The organism is Azospirillum agricola, from assembly GCF_020005195.1.
GTDB lineage: Bacteria > Pseudomonadota > Alphaproteobacteria > Azospirillales > Azospirillaceae > Azospirillum > Azospirillum agricola.
The window spans coordinates 560,213-580,541 of sequence record NZ_JAIFZR010000005.1; the positions used below are offsets into that span (position 1 = coordinate 560,213).

At 70.7% G+C, this 20,329-nt stretch carries 18 protein-coding genes; 9 read left to right on the forward strand and 9 right to left on the reverse strand.

The window, feature by feature from the left end:
* Positions 1-30: 30 nt before the first annotated feature.
* Entirely contained in the window at positions 31-243 is a 213-nt protein-coding gene (locus JN22_RS17585; protein WP_085555193.1) for a hypothetical protein, read from the forward strand.
* An 87-nt stretch (positions 244-330) separates the two neighbouring features.
* On the opposite strand, the gene JN22_RS17590 is transcribed toward JN22_RS17585, so the two are convergent.
* On the reverse strand, positions 331-801 hold the full coding sequence (locus JN22_RS17590) for a ferritin-like domain-containing protein (RefSeq protein WP_179166181.1): 471 nt from the start codon (positions 799-801) through the stop codon (positions 331-333).
* Positions 802-989: 188 nt separating this feature from the next.
* Here JN22_RS17590 and hrpB point away from each other — a divergent pair, with 188 nt between their 5' ends.
* The 3 genes from hrpB (at position 990) to JN22_RS17605 (ending at position 5,499) form a co-directional block, all read left to right on the forward strand.
* Positions 990-3,596: an ATP-dependent helicase HrpB gene (hrpB, locus tag JN22_RS17595; protein WP_085555194.1), complete on the forward strand. Its 2,607-nt coding sequence runs from the start codon at positions 990-992 to the stop codon at positions 3,594-3,596.
* Positions 3,597-3,677: 81 nt separating this feature from the next.
* Positions 3,678-4,499, forward strand: a complete 822-nt coding sequence (locus JN22_RS17600; RefSeq protein ID WP_085555195.1) for a hypothetical protein — start codon at positions 3,678-3,680, stop codon at positions 4,497-4,499.
* Positions 4,500-4,638: 139 nt separating this feature from the next.
* The gene (locus JN22_RS17605) at positions 4,639-5,499 is read left to right on the forward strand and encodes a phytanoyl-CoA dioxygenase family protein (protein WP_085555196.1); all 861 of its coding nucleotides are present in this window, start codon (positions 4,639-4,641) and stop codon (positions 5,497-5,499) included.
* Between the two features lie 133 nt (positions 5,500-5,632).
* On the opposite strand, the gene parA is transcribed toward JN22_RS17605, so the two are convergent.
* Entirely contained in the window at positions 5,633-6,277 is a 645-nt protein-coding gene (gene parA / locus JN22_RS17610) for a ParA family partition ATPase (RefSeq protein WP_085557216.1), read from the reverse strand.
* Between the two features lie 112 nt (positions 6,278-6,389).
* Between parA and JN22_RS17615 the strand changes: the two genes are divergently transcribed.
* From JN22_RS17615 to leuC, 3 genes are all read left to right on the forward strand, one after another.
* Positions 6,390-7,382, forward strand: a complete 993-nt coding sequence (locus JN22_RS17615) for an L-threonylcarbamoyladenylate synthase (protein WP_085555197.1) — start codon at positions 6,390-6,392, stop codon at positions 7,380-7,382.
* 69 nt (positions 7,383-7,451) lie between these two features.
* Entirely contained in the window at positions 7,452-8,879 is a 1,428-nt protein-coding gene (locus JN22_RS17620; RefSeq protein WP_085555198.1) for an FAD-binding oxidoreductase, read from the forward strand.
* A gap of 156 nt (positions 8,880-9,035) precedes the next feature.
* Positions 9,036-10,442 carry a 3-isopropylmalate dehydratase large subunit gene (gene leuC, locus JN22_RS17625; protein WP_085555199.1) on the forward strand — a complete coding sequence of 469 codons (1,407 nt, stop codon included), beginning with the start codon at positions 9,036-9,038 and terminating at the stop codon, positions 10,440-10,442.
* A 99-nt stretch (positions 10,443-10,541) separates the two neighbouring features.
* Here the strand turns inward: leuC and JN22_RS17630 are convergent, their stop codons facing one another.
* The 5 genes from JN22_RS17630 to def form a co-directional block, all read right to left on the reverse strand.
* Entirely contained in the window at positions 10,542-10,895 is a 354-nt protein-coding gene (locus tag JN22_RS17630) for a zinc ribbon domain-containing protein YjdM (RefSeq protein ID WP_085555200.1), read from the reverse strand.
* A gap of 96 nt (positions 10,896-10,991) precedes the next feature.
* Positions 10,992-12,302 (reverse strand): branched-chain amino acid ABC transporter permease, encoded by a 1,311-nt coding sequence (locus tag JN22_RS17635; protein WP_085555201.1) that lies wholly within the window; start codon positions 12,300-12,302, stop codon positions 10,992-10,994.
* Between the two features lie 288 nt (positions 12,303-12,590).
* Positions 12,591-13,328 (reverse strand): tRNA pseudouridine(38-40) synthase TruA, encoded by a 738-nt coding sequence (gene truA, locus JN22_RS17640; protein WP_085555202.1) that lies wholly within the window; start codon positions 13,326-13,328, stop codon positions 12,591-12,593.
* Complete coding sequence (fmt, locus tag JN22_RS17645; protein ID WP_085555203.1) at positions 13,310-14,281, reverse strand: methionyl-tRNA formyltransferase; 972 nt, start codon at positions 14,279-14,281, stop codon at positions 13,310-13,312. Before fmt ends, truA begins: the two co-directional genes overlap by 19 nt.
* A 7-nt stretch (positions 14,282-14,288) precedes the next feature.
* Positions 14,289-14,801, reverse strand: coding sequence for a peptide deformylase (gene def, locus JN22_RS17650; protein ID WP_085555204.1), 513 nt, complete (start codon positions 14,799-14,801; stop codon positions 14,289-14,291).
* Between the two features lie 170 nt (positions 14,802-14,971).
* Between def and JN22_RS17655 the strand changes: the two genes are divergently transcribed.
* Positions 14,972-15,631: a glutathione S-transferase family protein gene (locus tag JN22_RS17655; protein ID WP_085555205.1), complete on the forward strand. Its 660-nt coding sequence runs from the start codon at positions 14,972-14,974 to the stop codon at positions 15,629-15,631.
* 1 nt (position 15,632) lies between these two features.
* Here JN22_RS17655 and JN22_RS17660 read toward each other — a convergent pair whose 3' ends face one another.
* Positions 15,633-16,748, reverse strand: a complete 1,116-nt coding sequence (locus JN22_RS17660) for a transglycosylase SLT domain-containing protein (protein ID WP_085555206.1) — start codon at positions 16,746-16,748, stop codon at positions 15,633-15,635.
* Between the two features lie 246 nt (positions 16,749-16,994).
* On the opposite strand from JN22_RS17660, the gene JN22_RS17665 reads away from it, so the two are divergent.
* Positions 16,995-18,794 carry an acyl-CoA dehydrogenase gene (locus JN22_RS17665; protein WP_085555207.1) on the forward strand — a complete coding sequence of 600 codons (1,800 nt, stop codon included), beginning with the start codon at positions 16,995-16,997 and terminating at the stop codon, positions 18,792-18,794.
* Between the two features lie 152 nt (positions 18,795-18,946).
* Here JN22_RS17665 and JN22_RS17670 read toward each other — a convergent pair whose 3' ends face one another.
* Positions 18,947-20,257 (reverse strand): hydroxyacid-oxoacid transhydrogenase, encoded by a 1,311-nt coding sequence (locus tag JN22_RS17670; RefSeq protein WP_085555208.1) that lies wholly within the window; start codon positions 20,255-20,257, stop codon positions 18,947-18,949.
* Positions 20,258-20,329: the final 72 nt, after the last annotated feature.

A 20,329-nucleotide genomic window follows, 5' to 3' on the forward strand; every position in this document is an offset into this window, starting at 1 on the left:
GTCGGGCGCACACCAACTGGAGACGGATGCATGGCTTCCATCATGATCAAGAAGGCTGGCGAGGGGTTGATCTCGCAGGCCCACCGCAACGCCGACGTCGGCCCGACCAGCGGCAGCTCGGTCGTCTACGAGATTCTGAACGTGCCGGCCGGGGTCACCGCCGACGACGTCATCGCGGCGTTCAAGACCTACAAGCCGGCGGACAAGGTGTACGAGATCGAATGGTCGGCCCTGTCGGCCTGAGGATCGGGGATCGGTCCGCCGGGGATCGGTCCTAGGAATCGGCCCGGACCGGATCGGGGGCCCGTCCCCCCGATCCGGTGCGCCCGGTCAGGCGGTCTGCGGGTAGCGCTTGGCCCAGACCTCGAGTTGGGCGACGTGCTCGGCTTCCTCGGCGGCGAACTCCTCCGCCATCATGCGGACCTCCGAATCGGTGGTGGTGCGCGCCACCTCGGCGTAGAAGGCCTGCCCGCGCCGCTCGCTGTCGAGCGCCAGCTCCAGCGCGTATTCCACCGTCATCAGGTAATGCGACCCCTCCATCGAGGCGGCCTCCGGGCTTTCCCCGTCCGGCCACTGGAATTCCTCCGCCTTCAGGTCGGGCAGCGTGCGGAAGCCGGACCGCTGGCGCGCCTCGGCCAGATGCATGCGCGAGAAGGTCGCCATCTGGCCGAAGAAGGCCGCAACCTCCTGGTTGCCATAGGTCTTCATCGCTTCCGACAGATCGGAAAAGCGGTTGGCGGCGTCCTCCTCCAGCACGCAGGCGTGGGCGAGGAACAGGTCGGCGTCGTGGATGCTGGTCATGGATTCCTGCGAGTGGCGAAGTGGCCCGACGACCCTAAAACCATAACAATTTTATGGTGATGGATCCCGCGCCGCGGACGCGCCGCCCCAGCGGTGCGACATTTTGTCCAGACCGCCGCCGGACCGGGCGATCATCGCGCCGGAAAGCATTTGCCTTTCCGCCGGTTTCCCGGCAGCAGAGTCGGCCCATGACGACCCGGCCCTCCTTCCCTCCCCTGCCCGCCCTTCCCATAGAGCCGGTTCTGCCCGCCCTGCTCGACGCGCTGCGAGGGCGCGGAGTCGCGGTGCTCCAGGCGCCGCCCGGAGCCGGCAAGACGACGCGCGTGCCGCTCGCCCTGCTGGAACAGTCCTGGCTGTCCGGCACGCGGATCATCGTGGTGGAGCCCCGCCGGCTCGCCGCCCGCGCCGCCGCGCACCGGATGGCCGCCATGCTGGGCGAGGAGATCGGTGGAACGGTCGGCTACCGCGTGCGCCAGGACACGCGCGTCGGCCCGCGGACTCGGATCGAGGTGGTGACCGACGGCCTGTTCCTGCGCCAGATCCAGGACTCGCCCGAACTGGACGGCGTCGGCGCCGTGCTGTTCGACGAGTTCCACGAGCGCGGCATCGACAGCGACCTCGCCCTCGCCCTGGCGCGCGAGTCGCGCGAGGCGCTGCGCGGCGATCTGCGGCTGATGGCGATGTCGGCCACCCTGGACGGCGCCCCGGTCGCCGCCCTGCTCGGCGGCGGCGACGCCCCCGCCCCCATCGTCACCAGCGAGGGCCGCGCCTTTCCGGTGGAGACCCGCCACCTCGACGCCCCGCCCCCCGGCGGCCGGATCGAGGACGCGGTCGCCGCCACCGTGCGCCGCGCGCTCCGCGAGGAGCCGGGCAACGCCCTGGTCTTTCTGCCCGGCACTGGCGAGATCCGCCGGGTGCAGGCCCTGCTGGAGCAGGCCGACCTCGGCCCGAGTGTCGTTCTGGCGCCGCTGTTCGGCGACATGAGCGCGGACGCGCAGGACGCCGCCATCGCCCCCACCCCGCCCGGCGTCCGCAAGGTGGTGCTGGCCACAGCCATCGCCGAAACCAGCCTGACCATCGAGGGCATCCGCATCGTCGTCGACAGCGGGCTGATGCGGGTGCCGCGCTTCGACCCGCGCGGCGGCATGACCCGTCTGGTGACCGTGAAGGTCAGCCAGGCCTCGGCCGACCAGCGGCGCGGCCGCGCCGGCCGCCTGGAGCCGGGCGTCTGCTACCGCCTGTGGCCGGAGGCGGCGCACCGGGCGCTGGCCCCGCACACCACGCCAGAGATCCTCGACGCCGATCTGGCGCCGCTGGCGCTGGAACTGGCCGCCTGGGGCGTGCGCGACCCGGCCGACATGCCCTGGCTCGACGCGCCCCCCGCCGCGGCGCTGGCGCAGGCGAGGGAGCTGCTGGAGGAGCTGGGCGCGCTCGACGGCACGGGCGCCATCACCGCGCGGGGCAAGCGGATGACCCGGCTCGGCGTGCATCCCCGGCTCGCCCGCATGATGCTGGCCGGGGCGGAGATGCGGCTGGGGCCGCTGGCCTGCACGGTGGCGGCGCTGCTCGGGGAACGCGACATCGTGCGCGCCCAGCCGGGCTTCCGCGACAGCGACCTGCGGCTGCGCGTCGATCTGGTGACCGGCGAGGAGCGCGGCGGACAGGGTGCCGCGCGCGGCCTCGCGGTGGACCGCCACCGGGCGCGGCAGGCGATGCGGCAGGCGCAGACCTGGCGGCGGCAGCTCGGCCTGACCGGCAACGCCGGTGGAGGCAATGGCGGTGGAGGCAATGGCGGCGCCATCGGCGACAGCGGCGCCACCGGGCGGCTGCTGGCGCTGGCCTACCCCGACCGCATCGGCCAGCGCCGTCCCGGCGGCAGCCCCGGCGGAGTCGCGGCGCAATACCGGCTGTCCGGCGGGCGCGGCGCCTATTTCCAGGAGGCCGAGCCGCTGTCGGCCGAGGATTGGCTGGTCGTCGCCGACCTCGACGGGGCGGCGCGCGAGTCGCGGATCTTCCTGGCCGCCCCGGTGACGCTGGCCGAGTTGGAGGAGATGTTCGCCGACCGCATCCGCAGCGAGGACATCGTCGTCTGGGACGGGCGCGAGCAGGCGGTGCTGGCCCGCCGCCGCCGCCGCCTGTTCGCCCTGATCCTGAAGGACGAGCGGCTGCCCAAGCCGGCGCCCGACGCGGTGACCGCCGCGATGGTCGAGGGCATCCGCGCCATGGGCCTCGCCTGCCTGCCCTGGACCGACGAGCTGCGCAAATGGCGCACCCGCCTCGCCTTCCTGCGCAAGCGCGAGGGGGAGGAATGGCCGGACCTGTCCGACCAGGCGCTGCTCGACGGGCTGGAGGACTGGCTGGCCCCCTTCCTCGACGGGGTGTCGCGCCGCGCCCATCTCGACCGCGTCGATCTGTCGAGCGCGCTGCGCGCCCTGCTGCCCTGGGAGTTGAAGACCCGGATGGACGCCGAGGCGCCGACCCATGTCGAGGTGCCGAGCGGCTCCCGCGTGCCGATCGACTATGACGGCGAGGAGCCGGTGCTGGCCGTCCGCCTCCAGGAGATGTTCGGTCTGGCCGAGACGCCGCGCATCGCCGGAGGCAAGGTGCCGCTGCTGCTGCACCTGCTGTCGCCGGCCCGCCGCCCGGTGCAGGTCACACGCGACCTCGCCAGCTTCTGGGCCAACGCCTACAAGGCGGTGAAGGCCGACCTGAAGGGCCAGTACCCCAAGCACTACTGGCCCGACAACCCGCTGGAGGCCGAACCGACCGCCAGGGCCAAGCCGCGCGGCAAGTGAGGCGGAGCGACCAACTGTCGCTGTCCCGGAGACCGGCAACGGCCGTACACTGGACGGTGTCAGACGACGGGAGGCCACGCCATGCCCGTGATGGACGCCGAACAACGCCGCAAGATCGAGGACTCCCTCCTGCGCAAGGCGGAGGAGCTGGTCCGCCGCATGCGCCGCGAGGCGGAAACCGCCGCCCCCGACCAGATCGACGCGCTCGCCGCCGTCCTGGCCGAGCTGCTGAAGGCCAAGGAATTCCCCAGCCTGCGCGCCGCCGAGTTCCGCGAGGCCGCCCGCGTGATCCAGCGCGGCGCCTGCCAGCGCAGCGTCGATTCGCTGCTGGTCCAGGCCGAGCGGCTGGGCCATGCCGGCGACGAGAAGGGGCGCAACGCGCTGCTGACCCAGGCCAAGGACCAGTTCGGCAAGGCGCTGCGACTCGGCGCCGACGACGAGTTCCGCCACGGGGTGGAGCGCCGCGTCCAGGCCACCCTGCTGACCAGCAAGGACGGCGTCGACGACCGCACCAAGGAGGCGGCCAGGCGCAGGCTGGAGCAGCACGACAGCGGCCCCAAGCCGCCGGGCGGGGTCGAGCGCCGCCGCGCCCTCCGCTATTTCGACCCGCCGCTGGCGGTGGAGGTGGAGGGGCAACGCCTCACGACGCTGAACTGGTCCACGCGCGGGCTGCTGGTCGACCGCTCGCCCGAGGAGTTCGCGCACGCCCTCGGCGCCAGGCTGCGGCTGGAGCTGCGCTGCGCGGAGGCGCCGGGCGTGGGCGGGCGGCAGGTCGCCCATGTCGTGCGGCTCGACCCCGACCGCCGCGCGGTGGCGCTCTCCTTCCCCGACATCAGCACCGTGGTGCTGGAGTTGATGCACGCCCTGAAGAACCTCGGGATCAAGCCCGAACCCGAACGGTAGAACCGACGTCTAATCCCTTGACGTGGCGGTGTACGCCCAAAGCGCCTTTTTGGAATTGCTCCAAACCTGCATACACTTGGTCATCCCATCGATTGCTCCACCCAACCTCCACCGGCTTCCGGCAAGGGATGACCATGTCATGAACGTCGCGAACATCGCCCGGCGCCTTGTCGCCGGTGAGCTTCACTATGCTCTCGGCCGCTTCGAAACCGTTCGCCGCGGCTACAGCGCGTTGCGCCGTCTCAGCCCCCGTTCCACGTCACGCCCGCCCGCCGGACCACCGATCCCCTTGCCGCAACTGCCGACCTCGCTGTTCACCGGCGTCACGCCGGAACGGGCGCTCGCCGACCTGCGGCGGGATTCCATCGCGCTCGGCTTCAACCTGCCGCCGGCGGTGGTGGCGGAACTCGTCGAGTTCGCCACGAGTTCGCCGCTGAAGATGCGCGGCGCCGACCGCCTCTTCCACCGGCACGAGGTGGTCGGCGGCAAGCTGGACGGCACCACGCCGGTGGTCATCGGCACCGTCCCCGACCCGCTCGACTGCACCGCCGTCCGCCGGGTCTGCCGCGACCCGGTGCTGATGCAGAGCGCCGGGGCCTTCCTCGGCTTCCGCCCGACCAAGATCATCCCGCGCCTGTTCTGGAGCTTCGTCACCGACGTCTCCGACGAGGAGCGGCGGCGCCTGGGCCAGACCATCGATTGGCATTTCGACGTCCACGACTTCCATTTCTGCTCGGCGCAATTCTACCTGACCGACGTCGATCCGGGCGCCGGCGAGCACGCGCTGATCCGCGGCTCGCACCGAGGCAAGTCGCTGCGCATGCTGCTGGGCTCGGCCAACGCGCAGGAGGAAGCGGTGTTCGCCCGCTTCGCCCGCGACCGGCTGATGGTGGTGGAGGGGCCGGCCGGCACCGGCTTCCTGGAGGACACCTCCTGCTACCACCGCGCCCTGCCGCCGACCCGGCGCGAGCGGCTGATGTTCCAGCTCTGGATCAGTTGAGACGCCCCTTTAGGAAACCATCATGCCCGGCCTTGAGCCGGGCATCCACGCACAACCTTCAAGCGCGCTCGTGGATACCCGTGCCAAGCACGGGCATGACGGAAACCTTCGAGGAAGACGCTTCGGCGCCCGCTCAGGCCAGCGCCAGGATTTCCTCGGCCAGCGCCTGCATCTCGGCCGACGCCTGCGACTTGCGGGCGGCCTCGGTCACCGACAGGCCGCTCATCAAGGTGCCGGCGTAGGCGGTGCGGTTGCCGACCTGCGCCGCCGCCAGCGCGACGCCCGGCGGGTCGACCAGTTCATGCACCTTGGCGATCAGCTCGTCGGCGATGCGGGCGCGCGGCGGGACGCGGTTGAGCACCAGCAGCAGGCGGCGCTTCTCCTGCGCGGCCAGCTCGATGGTCGGGTGGACCGCCCACAGATCCATCGGGCTCGGCTGCACCGGCGCCACCACCAGCGTGGCGGCGCGCACGGCGATGCGCGCCTCGGTCTGGGCGTGCGGCGGGCTGTCGACCACCACGATGTCGTGGGAGCGGGCGAGCTTCTCGACCTCCGCCTGGGTGCGCCAGCCGTTGATCTGCACATGGGTGAAGCCGGGCCTGCCGCCGGTCGCCTCGGTCCGCACGGCGTGCCAGCGGGTCAGGCTGCCCTGCGGGTCGATGTCCACCGTGGCGACGGAATGGCCGAGCTGCGCCCAGGCGATGGCGAGATGGGCGGCCAGCGTGGTCTTGCCGGCGCCGCCCTTCTGCTGCGCCACGGTGAAGACCTTGCCCGCCATGCCCGCACCCATCATGTTGTCGTTGGAAAAGCCCGTCCCCCTCATAGCGTTGCGCCGGGACGGGCGCAACCGCGCGAATTGACACCGCGCGGCCAGCCGCTAGAAAGACGCCGTGACCGACGAAGCCCCCTCCCCCGCCGAGAAGCGCCCGGCGCTCATTCCCGCCACCCCGCCCGGCATCGCCCGCGCGGCCGAGCTGCTGCGCGCCGGCAGGCTGGTCGCCTTCCCGACCGAGACGGTCTATGGGCTGGGCGGCGACGCCACCGACGACCGCGCCGTCGCGGCGATCTTCGCCGCCAAGGGCCGGCCGCAGTTCAATCCGCTGATCGCCCATGTCCCCGATCTGGCCGCGGCGCAGAGCTGGGCGATGTTCGACGAGCGCGCGCTGGAGCTGGCGCAGCAGTTCTGGCCCGGCCCGCTGACCATGGTGCTGCCGCGCCCGGCGAATTCCGCCCTGTCGCTGCTGGTCAGCGCCGGGCTCGACAGCGTGGCGATCCGCGTGCCCGGCCATCCGCTGGCCCAGGCGCTGCTGAAGGCCGCCGGCCGGCCGATCGCCGCGCCCAGCGCCAACCGCTCCGGCGCCGTCAGCCCGACCACGCCGCATCACGTGCTGGAGAGCCTGGGCGAGCGGGTGGACGGCGTCGTCACCGGCGGCAAGTGCCAGGTCGGGCTTGAATCGACGGTCATCGACCTGACCGGGCCGGAGCCGGTGATCCTGCGCCCCGGCGCCGTGCTGCCCGAGGAGATGGAGCGGCTGATCGGCCCGGTCCGCGTCTCGGCCGGCGACCCGACGGCGCCGAAATCGCCAGGCCAGTTGGAGAGCCATTACGCGCCCAACGCGTCGGTCCGGCTCAACGCCAATTCGGCGGAGTCCGACGAGGCGTTCCTCACCTTCGGCCCCGACCGTTTCCTGTTCGGCGGCGCCACCCGCCTGAACCTGAGTCTGCAAGGCGACCTGAACGAGGCGGCGGCGAACCTGTTCAGCCACTTGCGTCAACTCGACCAGAGCGGCGCCGCCCGCATCGCCGTGATGCCGATCCCCGACGAGGGGCTGGGCGTCGCCATCAACGACCGGCTGCGCCGCGCGGCGGCGCCCCGGCCCTAGCGGATGGAATTGGGAAGCGGGAGATTGTAGAAGGGGGCAAGACGCCTTCTCACTGCCGGACCCCGCGCCATGACCCTCGCCGCCGCCACCCAGGCCGCCCTCGACCAGATCCGCGCCATCGTCGGCCCGTCCGGCATCCTGACCGACGCCGCCGACATGGCGCCCTATCTCTCCGAGTGGCGCGGGCGCTTCAAGGGCAACAGCCCGGCCGTCGTCCGCCCGGCGAACACCGAGGAGGTCGCCGCCGTCGTCAAAATCTGCGCCGAGGCCGGCATCCCCGTCGTGCCGCAGGGCGGCAACACCAGCCTGGTCGGCGGCTCGATCCCCTACGAGGAGGGGCGCGAGATCGTGCTCAGCCTGTCGCGCATGAACCGCATCCGCGAGACCGACGCGCTGAACTACACGATGACGGTCGAGGCCGGCGTCGTGCTGACCACCGTGCAGAGCGCCGCCGCCGAGGCCGACCGGCTGTTCCCGCTCAGCCTGGGGGCGGAGGGCACGGCGCAGATCGGCGGGCTGATCTCGACCAACGCCGGCGGCATCAACGTGCTGCGCTACGGCAACACCCGCGATCTGGTGCTCGGGCTGGAGGTCGTGCTGGCCGACGGGCGCGTGTGGAACGGCCTGCGCCGTCTGCGCAAGAACAACACCGGCTACGACCTGAAGAACCTGTTCATCGGCGCCGAGGGCACGCTGGGAATCGTCACCGCCGCCGTGCTGAAGCTGTTCCCGCGCCCGCGCCAGTCGATCACCGCCTTCGTCGCCGTGCCGAGCCCGGCCGCCGCCGTCGAGCTGCTGGCCCGCCTGCGCGCCGCGTCGGGCGACGCCGTGTCGGCCTTCGAGCTGATGTCGCGCCGCTGCCTGGACTTCGCCCTCAAGCACGTCGCCGGCACCATCGACCCGCTGTCGGAGCCGTCGCCCTGGTACGTCATCACCGAGCTGACCGCCGGCACGAAGACCGACACGTTCCAGGACACGGTCGAGGCCGCCTTCGCCGAGGCGTTCGAGGCGGAACTCGCCACCGACGCCACGCTGGCCCAGTCGGAGAGCCAGGCCAAGCAGCTCTGGTTCATCCGCGAGGCGATCGTCGAGGCGCAGAAGTTCGAGGGCGGCTCGATCAAGAACGACGTCTCCGTCCCCGTCTCGCGCGTCGCCGAGTTCATCGAGCGGGCCGAGGCGGCGGTGGAGCGCGCCTGCCCCGGCATCCGCCCGACCCCCTTCGGCCATGTCGGCGACGGCAACATCCACTTCAACCTCAGCCAGCCCGACGGCGCCGACAGCAAGGCGTATCTCGACCGCTGGGACGAGATCTGTCACGTCGTCAACGAGGTGATCTTCGCGCTCGACGGCTCGATCTCCGCCGAGCACGGGGTCGGCCGCTTCAAGAAGGACGAGATGCCGGTCATCAAGAGCCCGGTGGAGTTCGACCTGCTGCGCGCCGTCAAGGCCACGCTGGACCCCCATGGCCTGCTGAACCCCGGCAAGATGCTGCCGTAAGCAGCACTCACAAGCCGCGTTCAAGGTCACAAAATTGCGGGGGACAGGCTTGCGGCGAAAGACGCTTTGCCAAGCTTGTCCCCACAGCGACACAACGCTATTGTGCGGCCTTCGTTTTGTTCCGCGCCGAGCGTACCCGCGAGAGAGATTTTTCCGATGTCCAAGCCGCGCACTCTGTTCGACAAGATCTGGGACAGCCACGTCGTGCACCGCCAGGATGACGGCACCTGCATCCTCTACATCGACCGCCATCTGGTCCACGAAGTGACCAGCCCGCAGGCGTTCGAGGGGCTGCGCGTCGCCGGCCGTCAAGTCCGCCGTCCGGAAGCCACGCTCGCGGTCCCCGATCACAACGTTCCCACCACCGACCGCTCCAAGGGCATCGTCGAGGAGGAGAGCCGGATCCAGGTGGAGACGCTGGACAAGAACGCCCGCGACTTCGGCGTCCGCTACTTCCCGATGGACGACATCCGCCAGGGCATCGTCCACATCGTCGGTCCGGAGCAGGGCTTCACCCTGCCCGGCGCCACCATCGTCTGCGGCGACAGCCACACGGCGACGCACGGCGCCTTCGGCGCGCTGGCCTTCGGCATCGGCACCTCGGAGGTCGAGCATGTGCTCGCCACCCAGACGCTGCTGCAAAAGCCGGCCAAGAACATGCTGGTGCGCGTCGACGGCAAGCTCAACCCGGGCGTGACCGCCAAGGACATCGTGCTGGCGATCATCGGCAAGATCGGCACCGCCGGCGGCACCGGCTACGTCATCGAGTTCGCGGGCGAAGCCATCCGCGACCTGTCGATGGAAGGCCGCATGACCGTCTGCAACATGGCGATCGAGGGCGGCGCCCGCGCCGGCCTGATCGCCCCGGACGAGAAGACCTACGAGTACGTCAAGGGCCGCGCGCTCGCGCCGAAGGCCGGCGCCTACGAGCAGGCCGTCGCCTACTGGAAGACGCTGCCGTCGGACGAGGGCGCGGTGTACGACGCCACCGTCGTGCTGAACGCCGACGAGATCGCCCCGCAGGTCACCTGGGGCACCAGCCCCGAGGACGTGCTGCCGATCACCGCGACGGTGCCGAACCCGGCCGACATCGCCGACGCCGGCAAGCGCGCCGCCGTCGAGCGGTCGCTGGCCTACATGGGCCTGACGCCCGGCCAGCCGCTGACCGAGGTCAAGGTCGACACGGTGTTCATCGGCTCCTGCACCAACGGCCGCATCGAGGATCTGCGCGCCGCCGCCGATCTCGCCAAGGGCCGCAAGGTCGCCGAGGGCGTGCGCGCCCTGGTGGTTCCGGGCTCCGGTCTGGTCAAGGAGCAGGCCGAGGAAGAGGGCCTGGACAAGGTGTTCGTCGAGGCCGGCTTCGAGTGGCGCGAGCCGGGCTGCTCGATGTGCCTGGCGATGAACGCCGACCGTCTGGCGCCGGGCGAGCGCAGCGCGTCCACCTCGAACCGCAACTTCGAGGGCCGCCAGGGCCGCGGCGGCCGCACCCACCTCGTCAGCCCGGCGATGGCCGTGGCGGCGGCGGTGACCGGCCATCTCGCCGATGTGCGCACGCTGAGCTGAGGGCCTTTTCGGCCTGAGCCAAGTGACGAAAAAGCCCCGGAGGACCGAGCGTCCTCCGGGGCTTTTCGTTGTGGCCGACGTCACCTTGGCCGACGCGCCTCACGCCTTCTTCACGAACTCCGACTTCAGATTCATCGCGCCGATCCCGTCGATCTTGCAGGCGATGTTGTGACCGTCGGCGCCGTCGACCAGACGGATGTTCTTCACCTTGGTCCCGCCCTTGACGACCAGCGACGAGCCCTTGACCTTCAGGTCCTTGATCACGGTCACGCTGTCGCCGTCGCTGAGCGGGTTCCCGTTGGCGTCGCGCACGCCCTGCGCCGCGTCGGCACCGGCGTCGCCCACGGCGGCCTCCGGATTCCATTCATGGGCGCACTCCGGGCAGATCCACAGGCTGCCGTCCTGGTAGACATGCTCGGAACCGCATTGCGGGCACTTCAGATCGTCGGACATCGCTTTTCCTCGTCGCTTGGGGCCGGCACCCTAATGCACGGAGCCATCAAATAGGAACCCCAAGCCGCCGCTCCCGCAAGATTGCGACGGTATGGCTCAGTCGCCCCGCCCCCGCGCCTGCCCCAGCAGGCCCTGCGGGCGGTAGATCAGGAACAGGGTCAGCAGCCCGAAGGCGACGATGTCCTTGTAGGCGATGACGAAGTACGCCGACCAGAAGGTTTCCACCAATCCCAGAAGCGCACCACCCAGCATCGCGCCGGGCACCGAGCCGATGCCGCCGACCACCGCCGCCGCCAGCGCCTTGAAGCCGATCAGGTAGCCGGTGAAGAAGTTCACCCCGCCGTAATAGAGCGCGATCACCGCCCCCGCCGCCGCCGCCAGCCCGCCGCCGATGGCGAAGGTGACGGCCACCGTGCGGTTGACGTCCACCCCCATCAGCTCCGCCGCCGCCACGTCGTCGGTGCAGGCGCGGTGCGCCCGGCCGAAGGGCGTCCGCTGCATGATCCCCCACAGCAGCGCGTAGAGACCGCCGGTCAGCGCCAGGATCGCCAGCTGCGAGGACAGCGCCGTCACCGTGAAGGCGCCGTCGCCGATCAGGTCGTGGCGGTCGGCGAGGACCGGCGCCGGCCACCAGTCGCGGGCGCCGTGCAGCAGCCGCACCCCCTCCTGGTAGGCGACCGACAGACCGACCGCGACGATCAACGGCGTGTGCGAGCGGACCCGGCGCAGCCGGCGGAACACCAGCCGGTCCATCGTCCAGCCCTGCACGGCGGTGAAGCCCATCACCAGCACCAGCATTGCCAGCAGCGCCGGCGGCCAGCTCGCCCAGCCGGCCATGCCGAGCCCGGCGGCGGCCATCGCGGTCAGCATGGCGCCGACCATGGTCAGCTCGCCCATCGCGAGGTTGATCTGGCCCAGGATGGCGTAGACCAGCGTGTAGCCCAGCGCCAACAGCCCGTAGACGCAGGCCACCGTCGCCGCGTTGACGATTTGTTGCAGCAGGAACAGCCACGGCGTCCAGGCCGTCGGCGGCGAGCGGACGATGGTGGCGGCCGGAGCGGCGTCGTGGCGGGGAGGCTTGATGCGGACCCACTGCTCCAGCATGGCGAAGCGGATCGGGCTCAGCCAGCCGGTGCGGTCGGTGGCGACCGCCTCCAGGCTGGTGCGTCCGGCCTCCGTCGCGGTGCCGGCGAAGCGGCAGGCGATCCAGTGGACCACTCCGGCGGTCTGGTAATCGACGCGGACGATGCGCCGGTCCTCGGCGTCCATCCGCGTCCAGGCGTCGGTGATGGGATCGGACTCGAAGGCCGGGATCAGCTTGCGGCACAGCAGATCCTGGTCGGCGTCGATGCCGCACCCGGACAGCAGCAGAAGCGAAGCGGCCAACAGGAGGAGGATGCGCGGCACGGAGCGTCCCGGACGTGGCGGGACGGTCAGGGTAGCGGCAAACGGTGCGGCTGGGAAGTTGCCGCCGGTTTGACGATTGGGCGCGATCAGCAGGACTTAATTCTTGACACAGAGAACACAGATAGACACGGATGAAAAAATACAGATATATGATCTTCCCTTTTAATCCCTGGGTATAATAATCCTCAATATCGATCCACAGAAACGCCGCACAGAGCAAGCAACCGCCCATCCCCGTTCATCTGTGTCTATCTGTGTTCATCTGTGTCAAAAACCAAGAACACCCGCTCAATAGCGCGCGGAGACGAAATACAGCCCGTCCGGCGGCGCCGTCGGCCCGGCCTTGGCGCGGTCGCGGGCGTCGAGCGCGCGGCGCAGGTCGGCGGCCGTCCATTTGCCCGTCCCCACCAGCTCCAGCGTGCCGACCATGTTGCGCACCTGGTGGTGCAGGAAGGAGCGCGCGGCGGCGTGGACGCGGATCTCGTCGCCCGACCGCTCGACGTCGAGCCGGTCGAGCGTCTTCAGCGGCGACTTGGCCTGGCAGAGCGAGGCGCGGAAGCTGGTGAAGTCGTGCGCGCCGACCAGCACCTGCGCCGCCTCGTGCATCGCCTCGGCGTTCAGTGGCCGGGTGACGTGCCACGCCCGCCCGGCGTCGAGCGCCAGCGGCGCCCGCCGGTTGACGATGCGGTAGACGTAGGACCGCCCGATGGAGGTCAGCCGCGCGTGGAAATCCTCGGCCGCCGGCTCGACCTCGACCACGGCGATCGGCTCCGGCTTCAGGTGGAAGTTCAGCGCGTCGCGCAGCTTCAGCCCGGTGAAGCTCTTCTCCAGGTCGAAATGGCAGACCTGCCCCAGCGCGTGCACCCCGGCGTCGGTGCGGCCGGAGCCATGGACACGCACGGTCTCGCCGGACAGGCGCCGCACCGCCTCCTCAAGGTGCTGCTGCACCGAGGGGCCGTTGTCCTGCCGCTGCCAGCCGACGAAGGGCCGGCCGTCATACTCGACCGTCAGCTTCCAGCGTTGCATGCGCCGACAATCCCGCCCACGGGGCCACCCACGGAAAGCGCGAAGCCGCGCAGGAAGGCGGCGCCGTCGACCGGCGCCTTGCCCGGCCGCTGCACGCGGGTCAGCCGCAAGGCGCCCTCCGCGCAGGCCACCGTCAGCCGGTCGTCGAGCAGGATCCCCGGCGCACCGGAGGCGTCCGGGACCAGTTCGGCGGCGAGCACCTTGATGCGCTCGGTCCCGCGCTCGCCCTCGACGTCGAACCAGCAGCCCGGCCAGGGGGTCAGCGCCCGCACCTGCCGTTCCACGTAAGCCGCGTCCCGCGTCCAGTCGAGCCGCCCGTCCTCGCGCGTCAGCTTGGCGGCGTAGGTCACGCCGTCCTCCGGCTGCGGCTCGGCGGTCAGCGTCCCGGCCGCCAGCCCGGCCAGCGCCGGGACGATCATGCGGGCGCCGAGCGCGGCCAGTTCGTCGTGCAGGCTGCTGGCGGTGGTCGCCGGCGTGATCGCGACGGCCTCCTTCGACAGCATGGCGCCGGTGTCGAGCCCGACGTCCATCTGCATGATGGTGATTCCGGTCTCGGCGTCGCCCGCCAGGATCGAGCGCTGGATCGGCGCCGCCCCGCGCCAGCGCGGCAGCAGCGAGCCATGGACGTTGACGCAACCCAGGCGCGGCGCGTCGAGGACCGGCTGCGGCAGGATCAACCCATAGGCGGCGACCACCGCCGCGTCGGCGTCGAGCGCGGCGAACTCGGCCTGGGCCTCGGCGTTGCGCAGGCTCTTGGGCGTGCGCACCGGGATGCCGTGCTCCTCGGCGAAGCGGTGGACGGGGGATGTCTGCACCTGCTGCCCGCGCCCGGCCGGGCGCGGCGGCTGGCTGTAGACGCAGACCACGGCGTGACCCGCCCCGATCAGCGCGGCGAGGCTGGGCACGGCGAAGTCCGGCGTGCCCATGAAGACGAGACGGAGCGGGGCAGTCATGGCGGGATCAGGCGCTCGCCTTCTGCTGCTTCTGCACCTTGCGCAGGATCATGTTGCGCTTGAGCAGCGACAGGTAGTCGACGAACAGCACCCCGTTCAGATGGTCGATCTCGTGCTGGAGGCAGGTCGCCAGCATGCCGTCGGCCTCGATCTCGCGCGGCTCGTTCTTCTCGTCGAGGTAGCGCACGCGCACCGCCAGCGGTCGGGTGACCTCGGCGTACTGTTCGGGCACCGACAGGCAGCCCTCCTCGCAGATCCCCTTCTCCTCCGACGACCAGACGATCTCCGGGTTGGCGAGGCGGATCGGGTTGGGCGTCTCGCCCTTCTCGTGCACGTCGACGACGATGACCCGCTCCGACCGGCCGATCTGCGGTGCGGCGAGCCCGATGCCCTTGGCGGCATACATGGTCTCGACCATGTCGTCCATCAGCTTGGCGATGCGCGCATCGACGACCGCGACCGGCTTCGCCTTCTGCTTGAGGACCGGGTGCGGGGCGACGAGGATCGGAAGGACGGCCATGGGTGCTCGACAACGATGGTAAAGGGGGATCAAAGGGTCAAAGTAGGCGGCCCCTGCCACCGGGTCAAGGAATCCGCCCCATGGAACCTGTTCCGCAATCGGGCGGCTGCTCCGCGCCGCTTCGATGGTGTAGAGGAGCGTCACATCCCAATCGTTGCGAGTGACCGATCATGATGGTGCTTCACGGGTCCGCCGGCTCCCCCTACGTCGCCCGCGTGCGGATGCAGGGCTACGCCAAGGGCCTCGACCTCGAACTGCGTCCGGTGGCGCTCGGCACGCCGGATTTCCTGGCGATGAACCCGATCGGCAAGATGCCGGTGCTGGAGCATGACGGCTTCATCCTGCCGGAAAGCCTGCTGATCTGCGAGTATCTGGAGGATCTGCACCCCACCCCGTCGCTGCTCGGCGCCGCCCCGCAGGAGCGCGCCCGCGTTCGGCTGATCGTGCGCACCGTCGATCTCTACTGCGCCACCCTGTTCCCGCTGCTGCGGGCCAAGTCCGACCCGGGCTTCACGATCGACGAGGCGGCGGAACGCTCCGGGCTGGCCAAGGGACTGGCGGCGCTGGAGCAGTTCCTGCGGCCCGACGGCTACGCGGCGCGCGACGGCCTGTCGCTGGCCGACTGCGTGCTGGTGCCCTGGCTCTTTTACGGCAAGATGCTGGCAAAGTTCGGCGACGAGACGCTGAAAGACTACCCGAAGCTGAGCCGCTACGCCGGGGCGGTCGGCGCCGATCCGATCGTCCAGCGGGTGTGGGCGGAGATGGACGAGGCCTTCCGCGCCTTCATGACCAAGTGGAAGGCGGAGCAGGAGGCCGCCGGGAAGGGCTGAATCAGGCGGCGGCCTTGGTTTCGGGGGTGACGGTGGTGGCAGCCGCAGCGGCCGCCGTGGTGGTGGCAGCGGTCGCCGCCGTGGCGGCCGAAGTGACGGTGTTGGCCGCCGTGGTCGCCGATTCCGACCCGACGATCCGGCCCAGCCCGAGGCCCAGCCCGAAGCCGACGCCGGAGTCGCCGGCCTGGTCGGTGCGCACCGGCTCCTCGCGCATCTTGCGGTTCTCCTTGTCGCGCGGACGGGTCTCGCGGCCGTTGATGCTGTCGACCTCGTCCGGCGTCTCCAGCGCGTTCAGCGCCAGCACCTGATAGATCGACAGCGGCGTCCCGTTCAGCGACTTGGACGGCGGCATCGGCACCTGGGTGGTGAAGCCGTCGGGCATGTCCTGCCTGCGCACCGCGTCGGTCGCCACCTGCCCCGGAGCGAAGCTCGCCAGCGGGTTCTCCGAGAATTTGGTGGCGAACTTGTCGTAGATCTCCTTCAGCGACTTCGCCTTGCCGGTGGCCTTGTCGTAGAAGACGTTCTTGTTGGCCGCCGCCGCCTCGGGAAAGACGTCGCGGGCGGTGCGGCTGGGGTTGTCCTGCATGGCGTTCAGGAACTTCGAAGCGCCGCCGGCCCCGAGGAAATGCGCCATGTAGAGTTCGGTGGAGCCGATGTTCCCCTTCACCGTGTCCTCCAGATACTCCTTGTTGTCGCGGGTGTATTCCGCCGCCATCAGCGCCGAGACGGAGGGATCCTTGCGCAGGTCCAGGATTTCCTTCTTCATGTCGGCGTCGGCGACGTAGGGGCGGCCGTCGCCCCGGGTCTGGATGGCGTTGGCGTAGCGGCCCAGCCCATGGTCGGCGCCATGCTCCTTCATCGTTTGCAGCCAGGTGCTGTCGATGAACTGGTACAGCCCGGTCGCCGAGGAGGAGCTGGACTTTACGTCCGTGCGGTAGCCGCTCTCCACGGCAGCTTTTTCCATGAGGTAGGAAAAATCGACCCCCGTCTTCGCGCTCGCGTTGCGCACGGCGGCCTCGACATTGGCCGCCGCCCCGCCACGAGCGGCGGATTTCGCCTGCTGGGCGGCCTGTTGGGCGGTGTCGCTGGAAAGGCCAAGGGCGGACGCGAAGCTCATGGGGGCGGTCCTCGTGCTGAGACGCCATGCTCAATGCATCAGCCATGCCAATTCGACGGAGCCCCATGCCCGCAGGGTCCCTTGCGGTGGAACGGCCCCCGGCTTAGCCTTCGACGGAACAGCCGGCGAAGGAAGGACGCGCGGCACCGCGTTCTCTCGCCATGCACCATTCGATGGTGTATGGTGACGTAAGCGTCAACCAAAGCCGACAGGCACCAAACACGCCCCCGGGAGGTCCGTTCCACCATGAGTTCCTACACCGCTCCGGTCGACGATCTGCGCTTCGTCCTCAACGAGGTGGTCGGCCTCGACGCCGTCGCAGCCTTGCCCGATTGCGAATCGGCGGCCCCCGATCTGGTCGACGCCATCCTGGAGGAGGCCGGGAAGTTCGCCTCCGGCGTGCTCGCCCCGCTCAACCCGGTCGGGGACAAGCAGGGCTCGAAGCTGGAGAACGGCGTCGTCCGCACGCCGACCGGCTGGAAGGAGGCCTACGGCCAGTTCACCGAGGCCGGCTGGAACAGCCTGCCCTTCGAGCCGGACTACGGCGGGCAGGGCCTGCCCTGGACGGTGGCCTTCGCGGTGAACGAGATGTGGCAGGCGGCCAACCTGTCCTTCGGCCTGTGCCCGCTGCTGACCCAGGGCGCCGTGGACCTGCTGACCGAGCACGCCAGCGACGAGCAGAAGGCGGTCTACCTGTCGAGGATGATCTCGGGCGAATGGACCGGGACGATGAACCTGACCGAGCCGCAGGCCGGTTCCGACCTCGCCGCCGTGCGCACCCGCGCGGTGCGGGCCGACGACGGGACCTACCGCATCACCGGCCAGAAAATCTTCATCACCTACGGCGAGCATGACCTGACGGAGAACATCGTCCATCTGGTGCTCGCCCGCCTGCCCGACGCGCCGGCCGGCATCAAGGGCATCAGCCTGTTCATCGTGCCGAAATTCCTGCCCAACGCCGACGGCACCCCCGGCGCCCGCAACGACCTGCGCTGCGCCAGCCTGGAGCACAAGCTCGGCATCATGGCCAGCCCGACCGCCGTCATGGCCTATGGCGACGACGGCGGGGCCATCGGTTTCCTGGTCGGCCAGGAGAACCGTGGCATCGAGTACATGTTCACGATGATGAACAACGCCCGGCTCGGCGTCGGCATCCAGGGCGTCGCGGTGGCGGAGCGCGCCTACCAGCAGGCCCGCGACTACGCCAAGGCCCGCGTGCAGAGCAAGGACGTCGCCGACGCCAAGGGCGCGGCGGTCGCCATCATCAAGCATCCGGACGTGCGCCGCATGCTGCTGGACATGCGCGCCAAGACCGAGGCCGCCCGCGCGCTGGCGCTCTACGCCGGCACCCAGCTCGACACCGCCCGCCATCACGAGGACGCCGATGTCCGCGCGGCGGCGGCGGCGCGGGTCGACGTGCTGACCCCGATCGTCAAGGCCTGGTCGACCGACATCGGCTGCGACGTCGCCTCGACCGGCGTGCAGATCCATGGCGGCATGGGCTTCATCGAGGAGACGGGCGCCGCCCAGCATTACCGCGACGCCCGCATCACCCCGATCTACGAGGGCACCAACGGCATCCACGCCAACGACCTCGCCTTCCGCAAGACCGGGCGCGACAAGGGGGCGGCGGCCAAGGCCTTCATCGCCGAGATGCGGGCGACGGCGGCGGAGCTGGAAAGCGCACCCGGCGACGACCTCGCGGTGATCCGCGCCGAGCTGACGGCCGGGCTCGACGCGCTCGACAAGGCGGTGGACTGGATCGTCGGCGCCCAGGCCGAGGGCGACGCCCGTGGTGCCGCGGCCGGCGCCGTGGCCTATCTGAAGCTGTGGGGGACGGTGGCCGGCGGCTGGATGCTGGCGCGCTCGGCCGCCAAGGCGATGGAGGGGCTGAAGCGCCCCGGCGCCAACGCGTCCTTCCTGGAGACCAAGCTGGTCGTCGCGCGCTTCTACGCCGAGCAGATCCTGGCGACGGCCCCGGCCCTGCTGCCGACCATCGCCAGCGCCCGCAACACCGTTCTGGCGCTCGGCGACGAGCAGTTCTGAAAAATCCCTCTCCCACCCCGGGAGAGGGTGGCCCGCCGGGCCGGGTGAGGGGCTATCGGGCGTGGAGCGTCAATCCATGTCCCGACAGCCCCTCACCCTCCCCGCTTCGCGGGTCCCCTCTCTCTCCCCGGGTCGGGAGAGGGCGTTCCCCCTCACCAGTACCGCATCGCCGCCGCGTACAGCCCACGCAAATCGTCCTCCGACACCGGGCGCGGGGCGATGGTCAGCAGGCGCTGCTGCGCCGCCGCCCCCCGCACCAGCCCCGGAATGTCGGCCTCGCCGTAGCCCAGCGCCGACAGCCCGTTCGGCAGGCCGGTCGCCCGCATCATCGCGATCAGCCGGCTCGCCAGCAGCTCGCCGCCATCCTGCGGCCCTGCGCCCCGCACATCCGCCCCCAGCGCCTCCGCCGCGCGCAGATGCGCCTCGGGCGCCGCCGGGCCGGTGAAGCGGAAGGCGGCCGGCGCGTTCAGCACCACCGAGACGCCGTGCGGCACCATCGGATCGACCGCCTCGTAGCCGGTCGCGGTGAAGCTGTGGTTCATCCCGGCCACCGAATAGGACATGGCGTGCGGGATGTGGACCCCGGCGTTGCCGAAGGCAAGGCCCGCCAGCGTCGCCGCGAACATCAGCGCGTCGCGCGCCTCCGAATCGTCCGGATCGTTGACCGCCCGCTCCAGCCACGTCCCGCCGAGCCGGATCGCCTGGAGGCTGCCGATGTCCGACCAGGGATTCGCCCCCTGGTAGGGCGGCCGCGCGGCGGAATTCTCCGGCCGGGGGCGCGAGCGGTAGGGCCGCGCCGTGTGGCTCTCGATGGCGTGGGTCAGCACGTCGAAGCCGGTGGCGGCGATGGCGCCCGGCGGCAGGCTGTCGATGGTGCGCGGGTCGACCACCGCCAGCGTCGGCCGCAGGAAGCGCGAGGAGATGCCGGTCTTCACCTGCTTCTCGACATGGTCGAAGATGGCGACACCGGTGGTCTCGCTGCCGGTGCCGCAGGTCGTCGGACAGGCGATGTGCGGCTTGACCGGGCCGGGCACCGGCCGCCCCTCGCCCAGCGGCTTGTTGACGTAGGCGAGGAAATCGGCCGGGTGGCTGGCGTAGAGGTTGGCCGCCTTCGCCGTGTCGATCACCGAGCCGCCGCCGATGGAGACGTAGCCGTCGAAACCCCCCTCCCGCGCGAAATCGGCCGCGTCGAGGAAGGAGGCGCTGGTCGGCTCCACCCGGCAACGGTCGAAAACGATCACGTCGAGCCCGGCCCGCTTCAGCGAGTCGAGCGCCATGCCGAAGGGCGCCGTCGCCGCCACGCGCGGGTCGGTGAACAGGGCGACGCGCCGCATGCCGAGTTGCTCGGCGTCGCCGCCCAGCTCGGCCAGCATGCCGGGGCCGAACTTCATGCGGGCGGCCTCGACGGTGAAGCCGGCCTCGCCGTCGGGGTCGATGGGGTAGGCGTCGCGGATCGGCGTCATCGCGGGTGCTCCTCTCTCCGGGCCGGGTTCTCATGCCCACCCGGATGGGAGCGCGGCGGACAGCGGCCTGTC